Source organism: Methanocaldococcus villosus KIN24-T80 (assembly GCF_000371805.1).
GTDB classification, from domain to species: Archaea; AGJL01; Methanococci; order Methanococcales; family Methanocaldococcaceae; genus Methanocaldococcus; species Methanocaldococcus villosus.
In genome coordinates, this window is the sequence record NZ_AQUK01000001.1 from 917086 (window position 1) to 941848 (window position 24763).

Here is a 24763-nt window from a genome sequence, read left to right on the forward strand (position 1 = left end):
TTTAATATTGGTTTGGAAAATAGAATATAAATATTTTATTATTTTAGAGTATTATTATTCCCAAAATGTAAACTATTAGAGCTGCTATGAAAGCTACAAATGTGCTATATATTACAGAGAATATAGCCCACTTCCACCCAGCTTCCTGTTTAATGACAGCAATTGTGGCTAAACATGGGATGTAAAGTGTAAAAAACACCATATATGAGAGTAGAGAGGCTTTTGGTAGAGTGGATAGTGTGGCTTTTAAACTTTCTTCTCCAACACCATACAGTATTGCCAATGTACTAACTACATTCTCTTTAGCTATAAAACCATATAGTAAAGCTGAAGACAGCTTCCAATCCCAACCAAATATTTGGAATATGTATGAGAGGTATTTACCAATAATAGCTGAATATGAGAGTGAGATATCCGACACATAACCACTGGGTCCAAAGCTTGATAGGAACCATATTAATATAGATCCAAATAAAATTACTGTTCCTGCCTTTCTTATAAAGGAATATATATTTTCCCAAGCATTTTTTAAAGCCATTTTTATATTTGGAAAGTGATATTTAGGAAGCTCTATTATTAGAGGTTCTGGCTGATCTTTAAATATTGCTTTTCTAAACAGTAAAGCTGAAAATAAAGCTGCGGCTATTCCTACAAAATACATTAATAATAGAACTAATCCAGGATTTTTTGGGAATAGTAAAGCTGAGAGTATAATTAATGCTGGTAATCTTGCAGGGCATGTTATGAAAGGATTTATTAAGATAGTTACTAACCTATCCCTCTCATTCTCTATTATTCTTGTAGCTAAAATTCCAGGAACATTACAACCAAATGACATTATTATTGGTAATATTGCCAATCCTGGCAGTCCAAATTTATTTAAAATCTTTTCAGTTAATAGAGGTAATCTTGCTAATAAACCAGTTTCTCCTAATATGGATAAGCTTATAAATAAGAAGGCAATGTTTGGTAAGAATGTTAAAACTGATCCTACTCCCCCTATAATACCATCAGCCACTAATGAGGCTAATACTTTATCACTTATACTTTTAGAAGCATAGTCAGCTAAGTAGCTAATGAAGTAATCAATAATATCTACAAAAGGCTGAGCAAAATCAAAGGTTATTTTAAATAAAATCCAGACTATTGGGATTAAAGCGAGGATACCATAAACTTCATGAGTGAAGATTCTATCCAATAGATCTGTTATATCTCTCTTTTCCTCCCTTTTTATACACTCCTTCACAATCTTATCAATAATCTTATACCTCTCTTTAGATATATCTACTTTAATATTTTTTAAAAGCTCTTCAATATCTTTTGAAACTTTAGAATTTTTAACTATTTCTTTTACAATTTGATCATTTTCTAATAATTTAACAGCTAAAAATCTTAAATTATAATTTTTTAAATTCTCATCTCTCTTTAATATTTCAATAATTTTGTTAATAATATCTTCAATTTCCTTATTATATCTTATTTTAGGTTTTCTTTTATTTTTTAAATTTTCTAAAATTTTTTTCTTTAGATTTTCAATTCCTATATTTTTCTTAGCAGAGATTTTTACAACATCTATACCCAATAACTCTTTTAGCTTTTTTTCATCCACTATAACATTTGTAGAATCTATTTTATTTAACACTAATAGAACATTATAACCAGTATCTAACAACTCTAAGGTTAAATATAAATCTCTATCAAGGGTATTTATATCAGCTATGTTAACAATTAAATCTGGCTTCTCTGTTAGGAAGTATTTTTTAACTACTATTTCATCCATAGCACTACCTGAGAGATTATAAACTCCTGGAAGATCAATAATTTCAATTTTCTCATCTCCACATATGAAAACTCCTTCTTTTTTCTCAACCGTGACTCCTGGCCAGTTACCTACATAAACTCTACCACCCGTTAAAAGATTAAATAAAGTAGATTTCCCCACATTAGGGTTTCCTATTAATGCTATCCTCATTTAATATCACCTACAATAATTTTCATAGCCACTCCTCTCCCTAATGCTATCTTCACACCTCTATTTTCTACAATTACTGGACCATGACTGTTTTTTAACACTTTAACCTTATCACCAATAACTAAACCCATTGACTGTAACCTATTTTTTAAACCATGTCCAGCTAGTATATCTTTTATTACTACAACCTTCCCTTCTTCTACATCAGCTAAACTCATCATAATTTAACCTCACTTAAAATTTTTAACTATAGTTAAATTTTATCATATATATAATTTTCGGTTAAACAACTATAAAATATATTTATATATATTTTAAAATTTATATAATACTCAAAATAGCAAAGGTGATCTAATATTAACAAAATAGCCATATTTTTAACTTTACTAGGAATGTGGTTAGCATTTATAGCTTTATTATTCTCAACATTTAAAATAGTTAGTTACATAGAAATTGGTCTTATTTCATCAGTATTAATAATAATTAGTAGAATTATTCAAAAAAGATTTAGAAAGTATTAACTTTACCTTCAATAATCATCTTTTGAACTTCCAATATATTATCTAACCACTTATTAGCAATTTCTTTAGCTTTCTTTTCAATATCTTCTATTTTATATCCTTCCTCTAATATTAATTCAATATCTAATGCCTTTGGTTCATTTATTGGCTTACCAATTTGGCTTAATATCCTTACATAACACTCTTTAACCCCTTCTAATTTTGATATATCATTAGCAATTAGGTTAGCTAAAATATTATATATTTTTCCAACATGGTTAACAGGATTCTTACCACTTGCTGCTTCCATACTCATAGGTCTAAATGGTGTTATCAATCCATTAACTCTATTTCCTCTACCAACAGAACCATCATCACCCATTTCTGCAGAAGTTCCTGTTACAGTTAGATAAACCACTCCTCTATCATAATCATCAGCAGTATTTATAAATATTTCAACTTCATACCCTTTAGCTATTTCTTCAGCTAATTTTTCAACCTTTTCTCTAATTTTTTCTATAACTTTTTTATATTCATCAATATCTCTAACATACTTATCTATTATAGCAGCAGCTATTGTTAAACTTATTTTCTTTCCATTTCTTAGTCCCATAACCTTTATATCTTCTCCCAAAGCAGGTATCTCCTTCTTAGTTTCTTCACTGTTTAATAATCTTTCTGTTTCTAATACTAATTTCTCTGTTATTGAGAGAGGAGCATAACCTACTCCAAAAGAAGTGTCATTAGCTAATGGAATCTTATTTTTCTGCCTTTCAAACACATCTACCAAATCTACTGAACCTTGACCAATTCTACAATCTATAATAACATCTTTATCTACATCAATATTTCTCAAAACTTTTCTTAAATATTCCTTAGCAGCTTTTACAGCTACAGTACCAACAGGAAGTTTTATAATTTCATTCTTTTCTTTATCTAAAATTTGCATTGTTGCTCTTCCTGAAAGTAGGATATAAATAGGATTAACCATCTCCCCTCCACCAAATTTTGGATAAGCATGTCCACCAACAACTTCTACTTGGTCAGTATTGTGATGTAAAATTGTTCCAAACTTTTCCATATACATTTTACAGAGTGCTTTACTCACAGCTTCAGCAATTCCATCAGCTAAACTATCTGGATGTCCTAAACCCTTTCTTTCTACTATTTCAATAGGTTTTTCTTCTATTGGGACATCTTTTAATTCTTTAACAATTATGTTCCTCACATTCACCACCATATTTTATTATGATAATTAATCTTAACATTAAATTCTATTATAAATATCTAATTTTAGAACCTCACATATTTAAATACTGTCTCAAACCTTGTCACTTGATAACCTATAACTGCTCCGATAGAAGAAGGTATTGCAAAATCAAAGCCAAACATCTCTGTACAGAGGACAGCAGATCCTAATGGGGCATTTAATGAAGCAGAAAGTGCAGTAGCCATACCCAAGACAATAAAGGGTGTAGGATTTAAAGCAAAAATTGAGCTAAAAAGTGCTCCTGAAATAGCCCCAACACAAATAGATGGGAACACTAAACCTCCAGGAGTTCCTGATCCTACTGTAAAAGAAGTGGCTAATACCTTACCTATTAATAAGAACAGTAAGAATATCAAAGAAAACTTTATCATAAATAGTTCTTTTACTAAAATAACCCCCATTCCTAAAATTTCTGGAAGAAAATATCCAATTGTTGCTACGACAATTCCACCTAATAGAGATTTGATGGCATAGGGGATAGTTATGTTATCAAAATAATTTGAAATTGTTTTATATGTTTTTATATAAAAAGAAGCTATTATAGAGCAGAAAATTGCTCCAAATAAAAACCAAAATATGTCAATTGGGTCAAAACAATAGTGTGGAAGATATTCAAATAAATGTTTCTTATGTGTGATAACATAAAAAACAGCATAACTAAAAACACTAGCCATCATTGGAGGAATTAAGTTTACATATCTAAAATCCTCTTTTTCTATAATTTCACAAGCTAATATAGCTGTTCCTAATGGTGCTGAAAAAGCCCCACTTAATCCTCCAGCTATGCCTGTTATTATAACCAACTCTCTATTTTTTAACTTCAACATTCTATGAATTTCATCAGCAAAAGATGCACTACTTTGAACACAAGGTCCTTCTTTTCCACAACTCCCCCCTACAGCTATAACTAAACTTGATAAAATAGTTTTTAATATCCCTATTTTCCAACTGAGATTTATATTATAGTTTAGAGCTTTTAATACTCTATCAACACCAGAACCTTTTAACTCATAAATTTTATCAACAAAAAATCCTGATATAAAAAATATAATTGGAATTAAAAATATATTATTTTTTTCTGGAAAATATTTTATAATAATGGCCATTAATAAAGAACTTAAACCTCCAACTAACCCAATTGCTGCAGAAAGTATAGTCCATTTAATTATTGTTAATATATTTTTTATCTTTTGCATTTTACCATCATAAATGATATTTAGATAAAAATGTAGCTATATTCATAACTTTAATTTCCTTATCAATTTTATTTATATTTTTATATTTTTCTAAACACTCTCTTAAGTGATATTCACAAAATGGACATACAGTAACTACAATCTCAGCATCAGTATTGTAAATCATCTTAGCCCTTCTCATACCTATAGCATCAGCTATCTCTCTCCTTCCACTTCTTAAACCCCCTCCTGCTCCACAACAGCAAGCTTTTAAGTCAATGAAATTTGATGTTTTTTTTAGTATTTCCCTTGGTTCTTTATAAATTCCTTGCCCTCTTAAAAGATGACATGGATCATGATATGTTACTTTAATATTTTTTCTATTTTCTTTTACTTTTTTATAAATTATTTCTGTTATATCTCTAACATTTTTTAATCCATAATCTTTCTTTAATGTAGCTCCACAGCCAGCACATACAGTGATAATATAATCAACATCTAACTTCTCAAACACCTCAATATTTTTTTCTTTTAATTTCTCTGCTAAATCTCTCTGACCTGTCCTAAACATTGGAGAACCACAACATACCTGATCTTTTGGAATAATTACTGAAATATTGTAATGGTTTAGAACTTTTATTGTATCTTTACCAACATCTTTTAATCTATAATCTATCAAACATCCAGTAAAGAAAGCTACTCTAAGATCTTCATCTTTAACCAAATACTCTTCTTCTATTTCATCTAATAAAGATGCTCCTTCCTTAACAACTGATCTATTGCCTTTTAATATATTTTCTCTAACCTTTAAATGTTCATCTAAATAATAACCCTTTTTAAAACACAACTCTCTTAAGTTTTCAATAGCTTTAACAAGATTTATTTCTTGTGGGCAAACCTCTACACATTTGGCACATGTGGTACAGTTATATATATTTTCAAAAAATGCTATTCTTTCCCTATCTTCTTCATCTCTGACATCATAAGCAAACCTTAAAAGTTGTCTCATTATTGTAGCTCCTGAATAGTTAAAATCTCTTGCTGGACACTGAGATAGGCAAGAAAGACAATCAATACATGCTCTTAATTCCTTAGTTTTTTCAACATCATCCTCATTAATATTCTCCAATCCTTCAGGATATTTTCTTCTAACAACATAATTTTTAATACTTAGAAGTTTCTTATTATACACCTCTCTGTCAACTATTAAATCTTTTATAACCTTAAAGCCTTTTAATGGCTCAATGAGCATGTTATCTTTAACCTTTGTAATACATGCAAGTCTTGGCTCGTTGTCTATAGTTAAAGCACAGCTACCACACTGTCCATTCCTACAACCATATCTGAATAATATGTTTGCATTATATTTTTTATTTATATATTCTAAAGCTTCTAAAACTGTTAACCCTTCAGGTACTTCATAACTTTCTATTTTATTTCCTCTCTTTATTCTTATTTTCAAAATCTCACCTAAAATTATTTATAAGTATTAAATAATATTATATAAAATATTAATCATTTAAGGGGGGAGGATGGTTAAGAAGGCTATTATTCCTGTAGCGGGGTTTGGAACAAGATTGTTACCTATAACAAAAGCTCAACCTAAAGAAATGTTACCTGTGGTCAATAAACCTATAGTCCAATATGTTGTTGAAGATCTTGTAGAAGCTGGAGTTAAAAATATACTATTTGTAACTGGAAAAGGAAAGCAAGCTATTGAAAATCATTTTGATATTAACTATGAATTAGAATGTAAGTTAAAGGCATCAGGGAAAAACTCTCTTTTAAAAATATTAAAGGAAATTGATAATTTGGGAAATATTTATTATGTTAGACAGAAAGAGCCTAAAGGTTTAGGTGATGCAATTCTATATGGAGAAAATTTTGTAGGTAATGAGTATTTTATAGTTATGGTTGGAGATACAATATATTCAGAAAATATTGTTTTTGATCTATTAAAGGCTTATAAAAAATATGGATGTTCAGTTATAGCTTTAGAAAGAGTTCCAAAAGAAGAGGTTTATAAATATGGGGTTATAGAAGGAGAGAAGATAGAAGATGGAATTTATAAAATAAAAAGCATGGTTGAGAAACCTTCTGTTGAAGAAGCTCCATCAAATTTAATAATAACTGGAGCATATCTTTTCTCTCCAAAGATATTTGAGAAAATAAAGGAAACTTCTCCAGGGAAAGGAGGAGAGATTCAAATAACTGATGCTATGAATCTACTACTAAAGGAGGAAGATATTGTAGGAGTAGAGATAAAATGTAAAAGATATGATATAGGAGATGTGCTTGGCTGGTTAAAAGCAAATGTTGAAATAGCTTCTGAGAAAATCCCTGAATTTAGAGAATTTTTAAAAGAATTTGTTAAAAACTTGTGAAATTATGGATGAGATAATTTTGGGTTTATTAGTAGCTATATTTTATGGTATTAGCACATTCTTTGCAAAAATAGTTTGTAATGAAAATCCTATATTCCAATGGGTAGTTGTAAATATTGTAGGAATAATTCTATGCTTAATATTACTCCTATATTTTAAAGATGTATTTGTTTTTGACAAAAAAATTTTAATTTTTGCTATATTATCAGCTGTGTTTGTAGTTTTTGGTTCTTTATTATTATATTATGCACTTTATAAAGGAAAAGCAAGTATAGTTGTACCAATCTCTTCTGTAGGTCCTGCTATAACAGTTGTATTATCAATAATATTTTTAAAAGAAAGCTTAACAATAAATCAAATTATAGGAATAGTTTTAATAATGATTGGAGTTATAATGTTATCAATCTAACCTTCTTCTATTTTTAATACATACTTCTTAGCCCCTTGTATACCTAACTGTAGCTTTATAGCTTTTATAAGCTCATAAACATCTTCAACAGATTCTGCATCATTTAAAGCTTCTCTAAATTTTTCTCTTTTTGATGGTTCAATTAGATTTAATAAATACTCAACAGTAGCAACAAGCTCAATATATTTTTTTTCAACATTCATTATGTTATTTAACTCATTTAAAATTTCCTGGATTTTCTCTGATGGCATGATAGTTTCACCCTATAACAAATTTCAATTGATAGTTATAATTTTTTATATATTATATTTTCTATTCAATAATTAAGATTAAGGTGATTATTATGACACAGATAACTGAAGCTAAAAAAGGAAACATTACTGAAGAAATGAAAGTTGTTGCAAAGAATGAAGGTATAGATGAAGAAAAATTAAGAAGATATATTGCTAAAGGTTATGTTGTTATTCCTAAAAATATAAATAGAGACACAAAACCTGTAGGTATTGGAAAAAATCTTAGAACAAAAGTTAATGCAAATATTGGCACATCTCCAGACTTTGTTAATATTAAGTTAGAGGTAGAAAAAGCAAAAGTAGCAGTTAAATATGGAGCAGATACTGTAATGGATCTAAGTACAGGTGGGGATTTAAGTAAAATAAGAAAAGCTATTATGGAAGCAGTTAATGTTCCAATAGGAACTGTCCCTATATATGAGGCTGCTAAAATTGCCAAAGAAAAGTTTGGAAAAGTTATTGATATGAATGAAGACATTATTTTTAAAGTTATTGAAAATCAGGCTAAGGAAGGAGTAGATTTTATGACCCTTCATTGTGGAGTTACAAAACAGTCAGTAGATAGGCTAAAAAAGAGTAAGAGGGTGTTAGGAGTAGTGAGTAGAGGAGGGGCTTTTTTAACAGCATATATTATCTATCATAATGAAGAAAATCCATTATACAAAAATTTTGATTATTTATTAGAGATTTTAAAAGAATATGATATAACTATAAGCTTAGGAGATGGTTTAAGACCTGGGGCTATATTGGATAATACAGATAGAGCTCAAATAGAAGAATTATTAATCTTAGGAGAACTTGTAGAAAGATGTAGAGAATTTGGAGTTCAAGCAATGGTTGAAGGTCCTGGACATGTGCCAATAAATAATATAGAGGCTAATATAAGACTACAAAAAAGTGTTTGTAAAAATGCACCATTCTATGTTTTAGGACCTATAGTTACAGATATTGCTTTAGGTTATGACCACATTGCAGCGGCTATTGGTGGTGCATTAGCTGGCTATTATGGAGCAGATTTCCTTTGCTATGTAACCCCTGCGGAACATTTAAGACTACCAACTATTGAAGATGTTAAATTGGGAGTAATAGCAACAAAAATTGCTGCTCAAGCAGCAGATGTTGCTAAAGGAAATAGATTAGCATTAGAACTTGAAAAGGAAATGGCATTTGCTAGAAAAAATCATGACTGGGAGAAACAATTTAATTTAGCCATAGATGGGGAAAAAGCAAGAAAAATGAAAGAAGAAATTCCTTCAAAAGATAAAAAAGCATGTTCAATATGTGGGGACTTTTGTGCTTTATTATTAGTTGAAAAGTTTTTAAGGTGATTATTTTGGTTTATGTAGCAATAACACCTATAGGTTTATTTGGGAGTGATAAAGAAAAAGTAGAGAAGTTTAGTGACATAAACTATAGAAAATTATTTAAAGAGGATGAAATTGTTGATAAACTATATTTAATGAGGACAAATCCAAGAAAACTTTTAGATGAGATAAAAGATTGGGGAGAAGTTAAATTTGAGTTTTTCTCGGGGCCCAATAGTGTTGGAAATTATTTAAGAGAACATTTATTTGAAATTGGAAAGGAATTAAAATATTTCACTGACTATGAGGATTTTAAAAGAAAAATGAACTATTGGAATCTTGAATTAACAAAAAGGCTAATAAAAAGTTATGCACAACAAAAAGATAAAATTATTATACAGGTGGCTGAGGCAATATCTGATTTAGATAAAGTTTTAAACCTCCTTTCTGAAAGGTTAAGAGAATGGTATTCTCTATATTTTCCAGAATTAAATAGTATTCAAAAACATGAAACATATGTTAAACTTATAACAACACTAAAAAAAAGAGAAAATTTTACAAAAAGCCAATTAAAAAAATATTTTTCATCAAAAGTAGCTGAAAAAATAGCTGAAAATGCAAAATCTTCAATGGGAGGAGAGTTTGAAGATTATGATTTAGAAGCTGTTGTTAAGTTTGCTGAGGAAATATCACATTTATATGAAAAGAGAAAAGATTTATATGAATATTTGGAAAAATTAATGAAAGAAGAAGCTCCAAACTTAACAAAATTGGCTGGAGTTAGTTTAGGTGCTAAACTCATATGTTTAGCAGGAGGTTTAGAAAAATTAGCCAAACTTCCAGCATCAACTATTCAGGTTTTAGGTGCAGAAAAAGCACTGTTTGCACATCTCAGGTTAAAAGTAGATCCACCAAAGCATGGGGTTATATATAATCATCCATTAATAAAGAATGCACCAAAATGGCAGAGAGGTAAAATAGCAAGAGCTTTAGCATGTAAATTAGCTATAGCAGCTAGAGCAGATTATTTAGGAGATGATATAGCTGATGAACTTTATGAAAAATTAATGAAAAGAGTAGAAGAAATTAGAAAAAAATATCCAAAACCTCCAAAGAAGAAAAAAGTAAAAAAGAAATTTAAAAAGAAAAAAGAAAAGAGATTTAAAAAGAAAAGGGAGAAGAAATGATTAGAGAGATATTTAACTCTATAATGGGTGAAGGAAAATATATAGGTAGGAGGTTTATATTTGTAAGATTTGCAGGATGTCCATTAGAATGTATCTATTGTGATGAAAATATAAAAAATTATCTAAATAGGGTAGAAAAAACACCTGGATCTGGGGATTTTATTGAAGAAGAATTAGGTTTGGAGGAGATAGTTTATCATATAAAGAGATTAAAAACTCCTGATGTGTTTGCTATTTCTTTTACTGGTGGAGAACCTTTATTATATCATAAAGAGATTAGAAAAATAGTATCTAACTTAGATGAAATTACATTTTTAGAAACAAATGGGATATTCCCAAATAGAGTTTTTTACTTTGACATAGCCTCAGTTGATATAAAATTAAGAGAACACTTTAATGATATTAAAAATTATAATAAAATATATAGAAATGAGTTAAAAACTATAAAAAAATTTTATAATATGGGTTCTGATGTTTATGCTAAAGTGGTTATATTAAAAAATACTAAATTAGAAAGGCTAAGAGAGGTGGCAAAAGATCTATGTGATATAGGAGATATAACTTTATGTATCCAGCCTGTATTTAATAAAGATTTAAAGCCTTCAAATAAAAAACTATTTGAGATATTAAAAATCTGTGGAGAGTATGTAGATGTTATGCTAACAGTCCAAATGCATAAATACATGGGAGTGCTTTAATTAGGAATGGGGGGTTAATTCTTAGACTAACAAATAATGTGGAGGAATTATGCTTAAAAATATTAAAAAGTATGTTTTAATATTTACTGTAATGTTATCATTGGTATTATCATTTATTTTTGGTTATTTTATTGGAATTTCTCAGATAACATATTCTGAAAATCCAATTATTCAATATATTAAGAATCCAAAACCATTTACAGTTGAAAATGTCAATATGCCAGTAACTTATTATGGGACTATAAATGGAAAATACATAGGCTATCAAATAACTCCCCACAATGTAAATGATGAAGCAAGGAAATGTTTTTATAAATATCTTAAATTAAAAAATGAAGATCAAGAGGAAGCAGAAAATTATTTAAAAAGGGGGTTTATTTTTAACCGAATATCTAATATCTCAATCAGAAGAAGAAACCGTTAATTTAAATGGAACAAATATTATCCTTATTATTTGGAGGTATAATTTTGATTATCCTGAATATAATTTATCAAAAGGATGGGCAGGCTCATTATGTCAGGCAGGATGCTTAAAAACATTATACTTAGCATATACCATAACTGGGGATGAAAGATATTTAATATTGGCTAATAAAGCATTAAATGCCTTTAAAGTTCCAGTTGAGAAAGGAGGGTTATTAAAAATAAGGAAATAATAAAACTTACTATTGGTATCCAGAATATGCATCAAATAACCCACCTTATGTTTTAAATGGATTTATAACCTCTGTTATATGGATTGGGGAATTTGCAAATAAAACCAACAATAAAGATGCAAATTTTTTATATAGAGAGGGGATTAAATCAATATTTTTATATAGAGAGGGGATTAAATCAATAAAAGCTTTCATTTCTGATTATGATGATAATGATTGGAGTTATTACGATACCTTAGGCCATAGGTGTAATAAACATTATGAACATCTTCATAGATTGCAAATGTTATGGCTTTATAATTTAACTAAGGATGAAACATTTTTAAAATATTATAACAAATGGAAGGAATAATGCTATGGTTAGAATTAACATTGATGAGACAATATTTTTATTTTTTTATCTTTATTTAAATATTATTTCTATTTTCCTAATAAGACCATTGATATTGAAGGTTTGAAAAGGTTAGGAGTTATAGAGTTGTTTAAAATTAGCTATGACAATGGCATGTTAACTATGATATATGCATCATTATTATCTCAGATAATCTCAAATGTTCCAACATTAATTTATATTTTGCATTTAATTGCATTAGTTATATATTTCATAGGATTTAATTAAGATAATGAGATAAAAGAGTTTTTACTATGGATAATTCATAAATTTTCTTTAACAACTTTTGCTATTGCCCGGCTTAAGCAGGGAGGAACACTCTCCCCAATCTGATTTAAACAACTTCTTATACCTCCTACAAATAGATGATTATCAGGATAACTCATCAATCTTGCTTGTTCCCTTGGAGTTAATAATCTATCTTCATATGGGTGGATAAAAAATCTTTTACCCATAACGGTCTCAGCTAACTTTAAGGGATGTAATCTAATATAATTGCCTAATCTTCTACTGGCTCCTTTAAAATAGATAAAAGCATCACCCCATCCAAGGTAATGAACCTTCCTCCAAAATCTTCTGGGTAAAGCAGCATATTCATGATTTGGAACATCTCTACCTTTATACATTAAATCTCCTATAGCCTCAATAACAGTTTTAGGCTTTTCTTTTTCAGGAATAATTTCTATATTTGAGACAAATACTCTTCTTCTTACAGAAGGGTTACCATAATCCTCTGCCCTTAAAATATTAAAATATACATCCTCATATCCAACATCTCTAAACTCTTTTATTATATCTCCCTTAACATCTCTTATAGCAGGAACATTTTCCATAACAAATACTTTTGGTTGTAAATCCCCCACAATCCTAATAAAATCTAACACTAATCTTCCCACATCATCTTTATATAATCTATCATGTGGATTTTTCTCTCTCTTAGGATTAGCTCCAGTATAACCTTCACATGGTGGGCCACCAATAATAACATCAACCTTCTTAACAAATCTTTCAATATCTAAGCTATGTATTTCTCTAATATCATTATTTAATACAATAGGATTTATATCATCTCTATAAGTTCCAAAATATTTTAACCACTTTATACTTTCATCATCTAATGGCATCCTAAATGGATAACTTCCCACATAACCTTTCATTTCTTTTAATTTAAATTTATCTCCTATTTTCTCATATATTATGCCATTAAAATTTAAAGCATATGAAAAGGCAGCATCTTCATCTAACTCAATAGCTAAAACTGGCTTAAAACCTTCTTCAACAAATCCTCTTGAGAATCCCCCACATCCAGAGAAAAGATCTATAATTTTCAAAAATACCACCTTAAATAATATATACTTCAAAGGTTAATAATTATTTGAGGTGATGACAATGATAGTGTGGTATGGCCATGCATGTTTTAAAGTTGATAATGTATTAATAGATCCATTTGTACCAAATCCTCTTTGTAATTTACCATTTGATGAGATAATGGAAGGTGTTGATGTTATAGCAGTAACCCATGGACACTCTGATCATCTTGGAAATGCAGAAACTCTATCAAAGAGTTACAATGTTCCTGTTGTTGCTATCTATGAGATTGCATGTTATTTAGCTGAAAGAGGAGTTAATGCTGAAGGAATGAATATTGGAGGAAGTATAAAGATAAATGGGGCAAAACTAACAATGGTTAAAGCAGAACATTCATCTGATATTAATTTAAATGTATCTGGTGGAGTTGCAGCAGGTTATATTGTGAATGATAGAGTTTACCATACAGGAGATACTGGATTATTTGGAGATATGGAATTAATAGGAGAGCTATATAGCCCTGAAGTAGTCTTATTACCTATTGGTGGAAGATACACAATGGGAATAGAGGAAGCTCTTACAGCTTTAGAACTAATATATCCTGAAGTTGTTATACCAATGCATTATAACACATTTCCTCAAATACAGGTTACTGAAGAGGAGCTGAAAGCATTTGTCAAAGGTGCTGAGTCATTAGGTGTTGAGGTAATAATTCCTGAGATAGGGGAACCTTTAGATTTATGATGATAACATTTTCTTTATATGTTCTATTAACTCTAATGCATCATCCATCTTTTTTAACTCTTCCATACTAACTGTTGGAATATTTTTTAATTCTTTCTCTTTTTTTTCTAATATTAATAATGAATAGCTGTTTAACATCTTAGAAATCTCTTTAACTATAATAGCTTTTTTTAAAACTTCTTCATCAATTTTCTCTTCTATATTTGTTAATAGTATATTTTGCATTTCTTCAACATTTTTCTCAGCAACAGCATCAAATGGGGCTTTATTAACAACAATTGACCTAAAACCAAGTTCACTTAAAAAATTTATAGCTTCTCTTTTATAATCTTCTAATTTTTCTACTTTATCCTCTATATTTTCATCATTTATAGGTTCAAATAAATCAATAGCTTTTACTAATGGCACATCCAAATATTCTTCTATTTTTATAGCTATATCTAATGATGGAGAGGCTAGCCCTGCTTCATATTTATATATTGTTTTTCTTGAAACCCCTACAGCATCAGCTAATTCTCCAGCAGATATACCAAGAGCTTCCCGAACTTCTCTAAGAACTTGCCCATCTATTTTTACAAACAATCCTCCCCTTTGGACATAAACAATTGGAGGATTACCTTCTAAGAAGTCTTTGAATGTTTCAAATGTTACAGCTTTTATATTATATCTATCATAAACAATTCCATATTCCATTGGAGCATTTCTTGTTCTTAATCCTATTATTAAAGGAGTTCCTGCCAATATCTTACTAATCTTCTTTAATTCAATAGATTGTTCTTTACTTAGGCTATCTATATTTTTTAATATTTTTAATATCAACTTTACATCATCTTTACTTGCTATAATATCAAAGCAGCTCCTTCCAAGAGGTTTGGATACTATAAATTTATGGTGTTTCAGTAATTCTATACATTCAGCTATTAACATCTCCCTCATAAATATCACCTACAAATCTATTTCTTATTTATAATTTATTGTTTACCCTGATAAGATTAGCAAGTGATAATAGAACATCAATAAAATTAGATTAACTAATAATTAGAGATATGTTTAAAAATAACTTTCTATATAAATATATTGTTTAGATTCCCTATATATCTTTTATTACTAAAATAAAGTGTTAAAAATTATTAATAAACTGTGGTCAAATATGAAAATGATAGAGTTATTAAGAAAACAGAGATACCAAATAGATAACCATACAGCAGTTAAGTTGTGTGGATGGGTTAGAAAAAAAATGTTAGAAGATAAAAATTGTTATAAATCTAAATTTTATGGAATAGAAACACATAGATGCATACAATGTAGTCCTGCATTTATGTGGTGTCAGCAGAGTTGTATTTTCTGTTGGAGAGTATTACCTTCAGATATAGATGCTAAAATAGAAGAACCAAATTGGGAAGAACCTGAAGTAGTTTATGAGAAGATTTTAAAGTTACATAGAAGGGCAATAATGGGGTATAAGGGTATATTAAATAGAGTTGGTGAAAAGAAGTTTAATGAAGCATTAAATCCAAAACATGTGGCTATATCTCTATCAGGGGAGCCTACTTTATACCCATATTTAGATGAGCTTATAAAAATCTTTCATAAAAATGGTTTTACAACATTTGTTGTTTCTAATGGGATATTAACAGATGTTATAGAAAAAATAGAGCCTACACAGTTGTATATTTCTTTAGATGCATATGATTTAGAGAGTTATAAGAAAATATGTAGAGGAAAAGAAGAGTATTGGGAAAATATACTGGAAACTTTAGATATTTTAAAAAAGAAAAAGAGAACTTGTATAAGAACTACACTTGTTAGAGGTTATAATGATGATATTTTGAAATTTGTTGAGCTTTATGAAAGAGCTGATGTCCATTTTATTGAGTTAAAGTCCTATATGCATGTTGGATATTCCCAAAGAAGATTAGAAAAAAAACACATGTTGAAGCATGATGAAATATTAAAATTAGCTAAAATGTTGGAAGAAGAAAGTAAATATAAGCTCATAGATGATGCTGAGGATAGTAGAGTAGCATTGTTAAAAAATACTGACAGGGATATAAGTGTGAAAATATGTTAATTTTAGAAAAATTGAGAATATCTTTGGATGATCTAATAAATTCGGCAATGGAATTGTATATTGGAGAAGATTATAAGAAGGTTAGGGATAAGTTAAAAGATATAATAATAAAATCATTAAACAATCCAAATGTCTCTACATTAATAATAGCAGCCTATTTATTAGATATGGAAGGTAGAAAAAATAAATTACCATTCAACTATGAAGAAGATCCAAATTATGTTTATGTTGATGAAGTTATTGGTTTGGCTATAGCAAATGAAATAGCAGGTACAAAGGCAATATTTAATTTTAGATTTTATGATAAGGAAAAACCTGGTGTTATTGGAAGATTGGATAAAGAAGGATATATGTTTTTAGATGATGCTATAGCAGGATTATTAGCAGGCTGTATGAGCAAGGTGTTTGAGGATGAAGGGTAGTTTAGCTATATATAGAGCTTTAAAAGATAGTGGAATAAAGTTTATATGCTCAGTACCATGTGCAAATTTAAAGAATCTTTTGAAGCTTGTAGATGAGGATGAATATTTCTTACATGTTCCAGCAACCAGAGAAGAAGAAGCTTTTGGGATTTGTGCAGGAGCTCACATGGCAGGAAAAAAGACTGCTATATTAATGCAGAATTCTGGATTGGGGAATAGTATAAATGCAATTGCTTCTTTATATAAAATATATCAAATCCCTACATTATTAATTATAAGCCATAGGGGAGAACTAAAAGAAAAAATACCTGCTCAAATCCCTATGGGAAGATGGGTTACAAAGTTATTAGATGTCTGTGAGATACCATATTATAAACCAAAAACTCCAGAAAAAGCATATAAAATTATAAAATATGCTTCTGAATATATGGAAAAAATATCATACCCAGTAGCTGTTTTATTTGATGCTTTATATTGGGAGTGGGATTATTAATGCTTTTTAAATATTAATGTTATTTCATTTTTTGTATTAGCTTTTAGTTTCACTACCTTAAAAAGTTCTAAATCTTTTGCTAAATTAATAACCTCATTTATATCATTTTTTATATTCTCTTTACATGATTTTACAGTTTGTATTATATAACCTCCACTCTTTAAATTCTTTAAAAACTTTAAAGTGAGAATCATAGATTCTTTGGGATATAGGTTGGTGTCATTTGTTATTAAATCAACTTCTTCATCAATATTAACATTTTCAGCTTTTTCTTTTATATGGATAATATTATCAGCTTTCACCTTTAAATCGGCTCTATCTATAGCATAGACCTTCTTAGCTCTTTTTGAGAGAACCTTTACCCACCCTCCAGGAGCAGATCCAATATCTAAAACCGTATTCAGATTCTCAAAAATAAAAGGAAATTTCTCCATAAGTTCAGACATTTTCCTTTCTGATCTATTTAATGGTCTCTCCTTATATCTATTTATTTTTTCTAACTTTTCAATGTTCTTTTTAAAAACAATCTCTTTAAAGTTTTTATCAAAAATAGATACATAAACTTTATCTTGTAATATTTCTATGTTAATTTTAAAATCATAATTTTTTAAATCAACCTTTAAGTTGAAATTATCAACAATCTCTTTTCCTAAAAATTTTTCAAGTTCCTCACTAGTAAATTTATGTCTTCCTCTCCTATTTACTCTAACTACAAATTTTCCTTTTAAATTTTTCTCTTTTATTAAATTAAAAATAGTTTCTTTTAAATTTTCTAAGCTACAGGCTCTTTCAATAGGAATAGCTTTAAAAATATAGTTAATATTAAAATCTTTAAGATCATCTTCCAATAATAAAATTCCTCTAAATATTGTATATCTTACTCTATAACCTCTCTTTTTTAGCTCTTTCATTAAATATGGCTCAAATCCAGGTTTTGTTGTTATAAGCATCATACTAACTCCAATATTTCCTTAGCTAATCTTAATTTATCTTCTAAAGTTCTCATTATTATATTTGTTGTTATTACCTCACAATCAAAGTCTTTGGCTTTATCTTTGTCACTTATATCTATAATCAAAATATCTACAAGATCTTTATAAAACTCATAAATTCCATATATAGATGAATCATAACCTTTAGCTCTCATAAGTTTTCCTGCAGGTCCAGATATAGGAGAATTTCCTACTATTGGAGAAACTACAATAGTCTTCTTTTTACTTATACCTTCTCTTATCTCATCAAAAGCTAATATAGGCCCTATAGATGTTATAGGATTTGAAGGGCCTATAATTATAGCCTTACTTTTTTCTATTGCCCTTAAAGCTTTTTCGCATGGTTTGGCATAAGTGATGTTTTCATAAATTACATCTATAACATCTACATTTCCTTTTCTTTTTACCCAAAAATCATGAAATTTTAATAAATCCAGCTTACCATTTAATTTGGTTAATATCTTAGTTTCTACTCTATCATCACTCATAGGAAGTACTTTAGCTTTTATGTTAAACAGTTCTCTTTCCATATCTATAATTTCACACAACTTATATCCTTTCTTTAAATAATAAGCTTTATGCATTTTTAAAGCTCTATCTTTATCTCCAATTCTTAAAAGCTCATCTATTCCAAAGGCTTTTAAAGTTTCATGTGTGGTGAATGTATCATCTCTCCTACCATACCATACATCCTCATTTATCAAATCAGCTAATGTGTAGAGAACAGTATCAACATCTGGAGAAACATACAAATCATTAATCCAAGTGTCTTCAGCAGTATTAACAATAATATTTAATTCTTCACTTAAAAATCTTTTTAAACCTTGTAAAAGCTTAGGAGTCCCAGTACCACCAGATAGAACTGTTAAGATAATAATCACCTTTAATATTTAATTTTAAAGGCTCAGCCGCGGGAGTAGTCATCATCATTCAGATAGCGAAATTCTCATCATCGCCTATCATACCTTTAATTATAACTTCTGTAGCCTCTTCTTCATCTAATCCCTTAGCCATTAATGTTTCCAACTGTTTCTTATCAACACTACCTATAGCTGCTTCATGAGTAATCCTTGCTTTTTCATCTCTAACTAAAACAATAGGAATAGATTCTACTTCAGCCTTATCTTTTATAATTTCAGCACAGTCTATATGTCCTTTACAATATGGGGCATTACCTTCTATTTTAAACTTTAAAGTTATTTTTGAATTATCTTTACCTGCTCCCCTACCTCTTATCATACATTTGGCATTTTCTCCATTTAATCTAACAATCTCATCTACATTTACTTTATCATCTTTAATAGCATAAGTTTTAGTTATTATATCAATTAATGCCTCTTTATCAGCTTCTATCTCTTGATGTATATCTAAAATTCCTATTCTACCTTTTGTAAGGTTAAATTCAGAAATATAAACCCCTCTTTCACCTATATTAACTTTCATAGTGGGTTTAACTAATATATCCCCCTCTTCCCCATGGTAGTGTGTCTCTTTATATATAAATTTAGCATTTTTGCCTATTTTTATATTTCCATTCATTATATGCTTTAACTTCTTACCCTTTGGAAATGAGCAATGAGATAATAACATGATCTCAGAATCATCTTCTAAAATAATTTCTACATCAATTATTTGAGATACGTTATCTTCTGTTATCCCTGTACACATATGTATTGGTTCTTTAAACTTATATCCTTTTTTAACAATTATTTTTGCTAATATCTTTCCATCTTCCTCTTTACCCTCTATTTTTATACCTTCAGTTTCTTTAATATCTAATATTTTACCTTCTTTAATTATTATTCTTGCTCCTTTACCATGCACAATTTCTTCTGGATTTTTCATAGTATATTTTAAAAACTCAATATCTCTTAATATTTCTTCTTTCATCTTTAATCACCTGAATTTACACTTTCCACATCTTCTTCTATAAAATTCAGATACCTTTTTTGGATCTCCTGTAAGAATCACTTCTCCATTACATATTAGAGATGTTCTATCTGCATTTTTTGCCATCTCTTCTCTATGAGTTATGACCAATAAAGAACATCCCTGCTCTTTCAGATATTCAAAAACATTAAGTATTTCGTCAATAGACACCATATCTATTCCACTGTCAGGCTCATCCAATATTGCCAAATCTGGCTCCATACATATAATTGATGCCAACTCTATTCTCTTTCTTTCTCCACCACTTAGTGAGTCATCAACAAACCTTTCCATATATTTATTACATTTCAAACCTACTAAATCCAAAGCCTCTCTTATTTTATCTTCAGGATTATTTAGATATTTTTTATTCATTCCTATTTTAAGATATTTCTTAACTGTGATTCCTTCAAATCTAGCAGGCTCTTGCCAGGCTAATGTTAATCCCATCCTTGCCCTTTCATAAATAGGCTTATTTGTTATATCTACATTTTTAAATACAATCTTACCCTTATATGGCTCATATCCTGAAACTCCCATTAGTGTATATGCCAAACTACTCTTTCCAGCACCATTTGGGCCAATAATGGCATGAATCTCATTTTCATTAACTTCTAAATTAACACCATTTAAAATTTGTCTGTTTCCTTTTTTTAGATATAACTCTTCAACTTTCAATAACATTTTATCACCAAAAATTATAAATATCTTTATTCTTTATTCCTTATGGTAGGTCTAATATTTAAAATTATTTTTATCAATCTTTTAATAGGTGGCAGCATGGCAAGAATGCATGCTAGGAAAAGAGGAAAATCAGGATCAAAAAGACCTCCAAGAAAAGAGGTTCCAGAATGGGTAAAATACACACCTGAAGAAGTAGAGAATTTAGTTGTAGAGTTGGCTAAAAAAGGTTATCAGTCTGCACAAATTGGTTTAATACTAAGAGACTCATATGGAATTCCTGATGTCAAATTAATAACTGGGAAGAAAATTAGCAGAATAATGAAAGAGCATGGGTTATATCCAAAAGTTCCTGAGGATTTATTAAACTTAATGAGAAGAGCAGTTAATTTAAGAAAACACCTTGAACAACATCCAAAGGATTTACACTCAAAAAGAGGGCTACAGTTAATTGAATCAAAAATTAAGAGATTAGTAAAATATTACAAAAGAAAAGGAGTTTTACCACAAGATTGGAGATACACACCAGAAACAGCAAGGTTGCTGGTTGAACAAGGTTAATCTTTATTTTTTAAAAAGTATAGATATTTTTTATCTTCTAATAAACTATGAATCAATCCTTGTCTAACAATAAATTCAGCTTTTTTTATTACCTCACTCTCCTTTTTAACTATATTTTCTAATATCTCAACTATGTCATCATCTTTTAGAGTAATATTAATATTTGGTTTTTTGTTATAACTTATTAGATATCTCTGATATAGGTCTTCAGCAGAGTACATTTCAAATTCAGCTAGATCTTTTAATAATTTATTTTCATATTTTTCCAAACTTTTAAATCTAGCTAAAATAGAAAGTTTAACCTTCTCATTTATTATTTTTTCAATCTCCTCCATAAATATCACATAAAAAATAATTTAAATTATTCCAAGCTTTTTCATATCCTCTTCTACTGTGGAAATCTGGCTAATTCCAAACTTCTCTACTAACACCTTAGCTACATTTGGAGATAAGAAGGCTGGAAGTGTTGGACCTAAGATAATGTTTTTTACTCCCAAGTATAGAAGTGCTAATAATACAGCAACTGCCTTTTGCTCATACCATGAGATATTATATGCTATAGGCAACTCATTAATGTCTTTTAAACCAAGGACATCTTTTAATGTTAAAGCTATTTTTACTAAAGAGTAACTGTCATTACACTGCCCTGCATCTAAAACCCTTGGAATTCCATCAATATCTCCTAAATCTAATTTTATAAATCTATATTTAGCACATCCACATGTAAGTATAACAGTATCTTTTGGTAGTTTTTTAGCAAATTCTGTATAATACTCTCTAACTTTAAACCTACCATCACATCCAGCCATTACAACAAACTTTCTAATTTTTCCTTCATTTATAGCTTTTATTATTTTATCTGCTAAGGCTATAACTTGATTATGTGCAAATCCACCAATAATTTTTCCTTCTTCTAATGGTTCTGGTGGATTACATTTTTTAGCATGCTCAATAACTTCAGAGAAATCCTTAACCCCATCTTTCTCAGGAATTCTTTTTACTCCAGGATATCCTACAGGACCTGTAACATATAATCTATCTTTATAACTCTCATCTGGAGGGACTAAGCAGTTGGTAGTCATTATTATTGGTCCATTAAACTTTTTAAATTCTTCTCTTTGTCTCCACCAAGCCCCTCCATAATTGCCAACAAAGTGTTCATATTTCTTAAAGTATGGATAATAATTAGCTGGTAGCATTTCACAGTGGGTGTAGATATCAACACCTTTATCTTTACTCTGTTCTAACAGCTGTTCAAGATCTTTTAAATCATGCCCACTAATTAATATTCCTGGCCTATTTCTTACACCAATATTTACCTCAGTAATTTCTGGATGTCCATAAGTTCCAGTATTAGCTTTATCTAACAACTCTAAAGTTTTTACAGCATATTTTCCAGTTTCCATGGCTAAATTGAATAACTCATCTACAGATAGATCTTCAGTGAGTTTAGCTAAGGTGCTTTTTATAAACTTATGAATCTCCTCATCGTTATATCCAAGATTCATAGCATGATATAAATAGGCAGAGATTCCTTTAATTCCATATGTTATAAGCTCTTTCAGTGATCTTTTATCTTCATCCCTTTCAGCTAAAACTGAAACTTCATGAGTGTAAGCTTTTTTAATAATATCTTCATCATTTTCAGGTTTCCATGTTGCACAATCTGGTAGATTTTCAGAATTATATTTTATATTTTCTCTAAGCTCTATACATTTTTTTATTCTTTCTATAATGTCACTATCATCAAAATTTACATTAGTTATTGTAGCAAATAGAGATTCTACAATAAATTTATCTATTTTTTCATCTGAGTATCCTGATTTTTCACAAATTAGACATAAACCTTTTATTAAATATATTAATAAATCTTGTAAATTAGCTACTTTGTCATCTTTCCCACAAACTCCTCTTATAGTACATCCTTCATTTTTTGCAGTTTCTTGACATTGGAAGCAGAACATTTTTGTCTCTCTTTCCATATTTTCACCTAAATATACAATCTTATTTTTTGATATAAATAAATTTTTGATAATTTTTTCAATTTCCTAGATTAAAAATTATTCATAGAACTGTTGTGATTGTGATAACAAAATATTTATATAGGAAATAGGAAGTTAGGATATAGGAAGACATGTTCCTATATAAAAATAAATTTACAGAGGTGAAATGTTGGAAGGTATTGATGTTTTTTTCTTTTTATGGGCTGCATCATTGATATTTTTTATGAAGGCTGGTTTTGTTGCATTAGAGATAGGCCAATTCAGCCATAGAAATGTTGCTTATCATTGTGTTCTTAAGTTGTTAGATTTAGCTGCAGTATTTATTGGTTATTTAGTAATTGGTTATGGAATCTCTTATGGATTTGAAAACATTGTTCCTCTATTGTTTGGTAATTTTAATGTTGAGTTAGGAGCATGGTTCATGAAAATGGTTATGTTTGCTGCTGCTGCAGTGACAATCATAACAGGAGGGGTTGCAGAGAGAATAAAAATCTTGCCTTATTTTATAGGGGCTTTAATTGTTGGAAGTATTTTATATCCAATTGTTGAACATTTAGTGTGGGGAGGGGGATTTAATGCTTTAGGAATAGCTTTTCATGACTATGCAGGAAGTGGAGCAGTTCATTTGTTTGGAGGTTTGGTTGGTTTAATGGCTGCATGGGTGTTGGGACCAAGGGCTAAGAAGTATATAAATGGTATTCCACAAGCACTTCCAGGGCATAACATTCCATTGGCTGTTTTAGGAGCATTTATGCTAGCATTTGGATGGTATGGGTTTAACATTGGAAGTGCGGCAAGTGTTGGAGATGGTTTAGAATTAACAAGGGTTGCAGTGGCAACAACAGTGGCTCTTGCTGGAGGAATTATAGGAGGTGCTATAAGCTCAAAGAATGATCCATTATACACTGCTAATGGTATGTGTGCAGGATTAGTTGCTGTTTGTAGTGGGGTAGATTTATACACTCCAATAGGGGCTTTAATTGTTGGATTGTTGGCAGGTTTACAACAACCATTCACATATAAGTTTATTGAAGAAAAATTAAAAATAGATGATGTCTGCGCTATTGGACCAGTTCATGCAATGAGTGGTTTAATTGGGGTTATATGTGCAGGAATTCCATTCTTATTAAGGGAACCAACAACATCATTTATTGGGCAGGTGTTTGGGGCGATTATAATAAGTTTAATCGCTATAATTGGTGGATGGGTATTATATAAGGGGTTAGATATTGTTATTGGATTAAGAGTTCCAAAAGATGTTGAAGAGATGGGATTGGATGAAGGAGTTTTACATGTGAGTGCCTATACAATTAAATAAAT

29 protein-coding genes are annotated in these 24763 nt (G+C 29.4%); 15 read left to right on the plus strand and 14 right to left on the minus strand.

Annotated elements, in window-relative coordinates:
* Positions 1–43: 43 nt before the first annotated feature.
* From feoB to tfrB, 5 genes are all read right to left on the minus strand, one after another.
* Complete coding sequence (feoB, locus tag METVI_RS0105300; RefSeq protein ID WP_004590977.1) at positions 44–1972, minus strand: ferrous iron transport protein B; 1929 nt, start codon at positions 1970–1972, stop codon at positions 44–46.
* A complete protein-coding gene (locus tag METVI_RS0105305; RefSeq protein WP_004590979.1) occupies positions 1969–2193 on the minus strand; it encodes a FeoA family protein in 225 nt (74 codons plus the stop codon). The genes feoB and METVI_RS0105305 overlap by 4 nt, the downstream gene beginning before the upstream one ends.
* Before the next feature lie 286 nt (positions 2194–2479).
* On the minus strand, positions 2480–3700 hold the full coding sequence (locus METVI_RS0105310) for a methionine adenosyltransferase (RefSeq protein WP_004590981.1): 1221 nt from the start codon (positions 3698–3700) through the stop codon (positions 2480–2482).
* A 65-nt stretch (positions 3701–3765) separates the two neighbouring features.
* Positions 3766–4938 carry a chloride channel protein gene (locus METVI_RS0105315; RefSeq protein ID WP_004590983.1) on the minus strand — a complete coding sequence of 391 codons (1173 nt, stop codon included), beginning with the start codon at positions 4936–4938 and terminating at the stop codon, positions 3766–3768.
* 7 nt (positions 4939–4945) lie between these two features.
* On the minus strand, positions 4946–6379 hold the full coding sequence (gene tfrB, locus METVI_RS0105320; protein WP_004590985.1) for a fumarate reductase (CoM/CoB) subunit TfrB: 1434 nt from the start codon (positions 6377–6379) through the stop codon (positions 4946–4948).
* Between the two features lie 70 nt (positions 6380–6449).
* On the opposite strand from tfrB, the gene galU reads away from it, so the two are divergent.
* Positions 6450–7301: a UTP--glucose-1-phosphate uridylyltransferase GalU gene (gene galU, locus METVI_RS0105325; protein ID WP_004590987.1), complete on the plus strand. Its 852-nt coding sequence runs from the start codon at positions 6450–6452 to the stop codon at positions 7299–7301.
* Positions 7302–7305: 4 nt separating this feature from the next.
* Positions 7306–7710, plus strand: a complete 405-nt coding sequence (locus tag METVI_RS0105330) for an EamA family transporter (RefSeq protein WP_004590989.1) — start codon at positions 7306–7308, stop codon at positions 7708–7710.
* Here the strand turns inward: METVI_RS0105330 and METVI_RS0105335 are convergent.
* Positions 7707–7961, minus strand: a complete 255-nt coding sequence (locus METVI_RS0105335; protein WP_004590992.1) for a hypothetical protein — start codon at positions 7959–7961, stop codon at positions 7707–7709. The genes METVI_RS0105330 and METVI_RS0105335 overlap by 4 nt on opposite strands.
* A 92-nt stretch (positions 7962–8053) precedes the next feature.
* Here METVI_RS0105335 and thiC point away from each other — a divergent pair, with 92 nt between their 5' ends.
* The 7 genes from thiC to METVI_RS07290 all read left to right on the plus strand — a co-directional run bounded on the left by thiC (position 8054) and on the right by METVI_RS07290 (position 12467).
* A complete protein-coding gene (thiC, locus tag METVI_RS0105340; protein WP_004590994.1) occupies positions 8054–9331 on the plus strand; it encodes a phosphomethylpyrimidine synthase in 1278 nt (425 codons plus the stop codon).
* A 5-nt stretch (positions 9332–9336) separates the two neighbouring features.
* Positions 9337–10494: a hypothetical protein gene (locus METVI_RS0105345; RefSeq protein WP_017981102.1), complete on the plus strand. Its 1158-nt coding sequence runs from the start codon at positions 9337–9339 to the stop codon at positions 10492–10494.
* On the plus strand, positions 10491–11192 hold the full coding sequence (locus METVI_RS0105350; protein WP_004594264.1) for a 7-carboxy-7-deazaguanine synthase QueE: 702 nt from the start codon (positions 10491–10493) through the stop codon (positions 11190–11192). The genes METVI_RS0105345 and METVI_RS0105350 overlap by 4 nt, the downstream gene beginning before the upstream one ends.
* A gap of 49 nt (positions 11193–11241) precedes the next feature.
* Positions 11242–11616, plus strand: a complete 375-nt coding sequence (locus tag METVI_RS07375) for a hypothetical protein (RefSeq protein ID WP_004594262.1) — start codon at positions 11242–11244, stop codon at positions 11614–11616.
* Positions 11617–11644: 28 nt separating this feature from the next.
* Complete coding sequence (locus METVI_RS07410) at positions 11645–11848, plus strand: D-glucuronyl C5-epimerase family protein (RefSeq protein WP_236610581.1); 204 nt, start codon at positions 11645–11647, stop codon at positions 11846–11848.
* 64 nt (positions 11849–11912) lie between these two features.
* Positions 11913–12200: a D-glucuronyl C5-epimerase family protein gene (locus tag METVI_RS07415; RefSeq protein WP_236610580.1), complete on the plus strand. Its 288-nt coding sequence runs from the start codon at positions 11913–11915 to the stop codon at positions 12198–12200.
* Between the two features lie 102 nt (positions 12201–12302).
* A complete protein-coding gene (locus METVI_RS07290) occupies positions 12303–12467 on the plus strand; it encodes a hypothetical protein (protein WP_236610579.1) in 165 nt (54 codons plus the stop codon).
* A 35-nt stretch (positions 12468–12502) separates the two neighbouring features.
* On the opposite strand, the gene METVI_RS0105365 is transcribed toward METVI_RS07290, so the two are convergent.
* Positions 12503–13570, minus strand: a complete 1068-nt coding sequence (locus METVI_RS0105365) for a DNA cytosine methyltransferase (protein WP_004594260.1) — start codon at positions 13568–13570, stop codon at positions 12503–12505.
* Positions 13571–13628: 58 nt separating this feature from the next.
* On the opposite strand from METVI_RS0105365, the gene METVI_RS0105370 reads away from it, so the two are divergent.
* Entirely contained in the window at positions 13629–14291 is a 663-nt protein-coding gene (locus tag METVI_RS0105370; protein WP_004594258.1) for a metal-dependent hydrolase, read from the plus strand.
* Here the strand turns inward: METVI_RS0105370 and METVI_RS0105375 are convergent.
* On the minus strand, positions 14286–15227 hold the full coding sequence (locus tag METVI_RS0105375) for a transcriptional regulator (RefSeq protein ID WP_004594256.1): 942 nt from the start codon (positions 15225–15227) through the stop codon (positions 14286–14288). The genes METVI_RS0105370 and METVI_RS0105375 overlap by 6 nt on opposite strands.
* 214 nt (positions 15228–15441) lie before the next feature.
* Here METVI_RS0105375 and twy1 point away from each other — a divergent pair, with 214 nt between their 5' ends.
* The 3 genes from twy1 to comD are packed head-to-tail and all read left to right on the plus strand — an operon-like array spanning position 15442 to position 17277.
* Entirely contained in the window at positions 15442–16362 is a 921-nt protein-coding gene (twy1, locus tag METVI_RS0105380) for a 4-demethylwyosine synthase TYW1 (RefSeq protein ID WP_004594253.1), read from the plus strand.
* A complete protein-coding gene (locus METVI_RS0105385; protein WP_004594251.1) occupies positions 16356–16784 on the plus strand; it encodes a phosphatidylglycerophosphatase A in 429 nt (142 codons plus the stop codon). Before twy1 ends, METVI_RS0105385 begins: the two co-directional genes overlap by 7 nt.
* The gene (comD, locus tag METVI_RS0105390) at positions 16774–17277 is read left to right on the plus strand and encodes a sulfopyruvate decarboxylase subunit alpha (RefSeq protein WP_004594250.1); all 504 of its coding nucleotides are present in this window, start codon (positions 16774–16776) and stop codon (positions 17275–17277) included. Before METVI_RS0105385 ends, comD begins: the two co-directional genes overlap by 11 nt.
* On the opposite strand, the gene METVI_RS0105395 is transcribed toward comD, so the two are convergent.
* From METVI_RS0105395 to METVI_RS0105410, 4 genes are read right to left on the minus strand one after another with little or no spacing between them, the layout of a single operon-like run.
* Positions 17274–18230: a THUMP domain-containing protein gene (locus tag METVI_RS0105395; protein WP_017981104.1), complete on the minus strand. Its 957-nt coding sequence runs from the start codon at positions 18228–18230 to the stop codon at positions 17274–17276. The genes comD and METVI_RS0105395 overlap by 4 nt on opposite strands.
* Complete coding sequence (cofD, locus tag METVI_RS0105400) at positions 18227–19150, minus strand: 2-phospho-L-lactate transferase (RefSeq protein WP_004594246.1); 924 nt, start codon at positions 19148–19150, stop codon at positions 18227–18229. Before cofD ends, METVI_RS0105395 begins: the two co-directional genes overlap by 4 nt.
* Before the next feature lie 49 nt (positions 19151–19199).
* Positions 19200–20159, minus strand: a complete 960-nt coding sequence (locus METVI_RS0105405; RefSeq protein ID WP_004594244.1) for a SufB/SufD family protein — start codon at positions 20157–20159, stop codon at positions 19200–19202.
* Positions 20160–20165: 6 nt separating this feature from the next.
* Positions 20166–20882 carry an ABC transporter ATP-binding protein gene (locus METVI_RS0105410; protein ID WP_004594242.1) on the minus strand — a complete coding sequence of 239 codons (717 nt, stop codon included), beginning with the start codon at positions 20880–20882 and terminating at the stop codon, positions 20166–20168.
* A 96-nt stretch (positions 20883–20978) separates the two neighbouring features.
* Here METVI_RS0105410 and METVI_RS0105415 point away from each other — a divergent pair, with 96 nt between their 5' ends.
* Positions 20979–21440: a 30S ribosomal protein S15 gene (locus METVI_RS0105415; protein ID WP_004594240.1), complete on the plus strand. Its 462-nt coding sequence runs from the start codon at positions 20979–20981 to the stop codon at positions 21438–21440.
* On the opposite strand, the gene METVI_RS0105420 is transcribed toward METVI_RS0105415, so the two are convergent.
* Positions 21437–21775: a hypothetical protein gene (locus tag METVI_RS0105420; RefSeq protein WP_004594238.1), complete on the minus strand. Its 339-nt coding sequence runs from the start codon at positions 21773–21775 to the stop codon at positions 21437–21439. The two genes, METVI_RS0105415 and METVI_RS0105420, sit on opposite strands and share 4 nt — an antisense overlap.
* A 21-nt stretch (positions 21776–21796) precedes the next feature.
* On the minus strand, positions 21797–23422 hold the full coding sequence (hcp, locus tag METVI_RS0105425) for a hydroxylamine reductase (RefSeq protein WP_017981105.1): 1626 nt from the start codon (positions 23420–23422) through the stop codon (positions 21797–21799).
* 190 nt (positions 23423–23612) lie between these two features.
* Between hcp and METVI_RS0105430 the strand changes: the two genes are divergently transcribed.
* Positions 23613–24761, plus strand: coding sequence for an ammonium transporter family protein (locus tag METVI_RS0105430; RefSeq protein WP_004594234.1), 1149 nt, complete (start codon positions 23613–23615; stop codon positions 24759–24761).
* Positions 24762–24763: the final 2 nt, after the last annotated feature.

Bases quoted from the DNA above. Each gene is read 5' to 3' on its own strand.
- METVI_RS0105420 (WP_004594238.1), bottom strand. From the start codon at position 21,775: ATGGAGGAGATTGAAAAAATAATAAATGAGAAGGTTAAACTTTCTATT.
- METVI_RS0105405 (WP_004594244.1), bottom strand. From the start codon at position 20,159: ATGAAAGAAGAAATATTAAGAGATATTGAGTTTTTAAAATATACTATG.
- METVI_RS0105395 (WP_017981104.1), bottom strand. From the start codon at position 18,230: ATGATGCTTATAACAACAAAACCTGGATTTGAGCCATATTTAATGAAA.
- METVI_RS0105385 (WP_004594251.1), top strand. From the start codon at position 16,356: ATGTTAATTTTAGAAAAATTGAGAATATCTTTGGATGATCTAATAAAT.
- galU (WP_004590987.1), top strand. From the start codon at position 6,450: ATGGTTAAGAAGGCTATTATTCCTGTAGCGGGGTTTGGAACAAGATTG.
- comD (WP_004594250.1), top strand. From the start codon at position 16,774: ATGAAGGGTAGTTTAGCTATATATAGAGCTTTAAAAGATAGTGGAATA.
- METVI_RS0105305 (WP_004590979.1), bottom strand. From the start codon at position 2,193: ATGATGAGTTTAGCTGATGTAGAAGAAGGGAAGGTTGTAGTAATAAAA.
- METVI_RS0105375 (WP_004594256.1), bottom strand. From the start codon at position 15,227: ATGAGGGAGATGTTAATAGCTGAATGTATAGAATTACTGAAACACCAT.
- METVI_RS0105415 (WP_004594240.1), top strand. From the start codon at position 20,979: ATGGCAAGAATGCATGCTAGGAAAAGAGGAAAATCAGGATCAAAAAGA.
- METVI_RS0105315 (WP_004590983.1), bottom strand. From the start codon at position 4,938: ATGCAAAAGATAAAAAATATATTAACAATAATTAAATGGACTATACTT.
- thiC (WP_004590994.1), top strand. From the start codon at position 8,054: ATGACACAGATAACTGAAGCTAAAAAAGGAAACATTACTGAAGAAATG.
- feoB (WP_004590977.1), bottom strand. From the start codon at position 1,972: ATGAGGATAGCATTAATAGGAAACCCTAATGTGGGGAAATCTACTTTA.
- METVI_RS0105410 (WP_004594242.1), bottom strand. From the start codon at position 20,882: ATGTTATTGAAAGTTGAAGAGTTATATCTAAAAAAAGGAAACAGACAA.
- METVI_RS0105350 (WP_004594264.1), top strand. From the start codon at position 10,491: ATGATTAGAGAGATATTTAACTCTATAATGGGTGAAGGAAAATATATA.
- METVI_RS0105335 (WP_004590992.1), bottom strand. From the start codon at position 7,961: ATGCCATCAGAGAAAATCCAGGAAATTTTAAATGAGTTAAATAACATA.
- METVI_RS0105370 (WP_004594258.1), top strand. From the start codon at position 13,629: ATGATAGTGTGGTATGGCCATGCATGTTTTAAAGTTGATAATGTATTA.
- twy1 (WP_004594253.1), top strand. From the start codon at position 15,442: ATGAAAATGATAGAGTTATTAAGAAAACAGAGATACCAAATAGATAAC.
- METVI_RS0105330 (WP_004590989.1), top strand. From the start codon at position 7,306: ATGGATGAGATAATTTTGGGTTTATTAGTAGCTATATTTTATGGTATT.
- METVI_RS07375 (WP_004594262.1), top strand. From the start codon at position 11,242: ATGCTTAAAAATATTAAAAAGTATGTTTTAATATTTACTGTAATGTTA.
- hcp (WP_017981105.1), bottom strand. From the start codon at position 23,422: ATGGAAAGAGAGACAAAAATGTTCTGCTTCCAATGTCAAGAAACTGCA.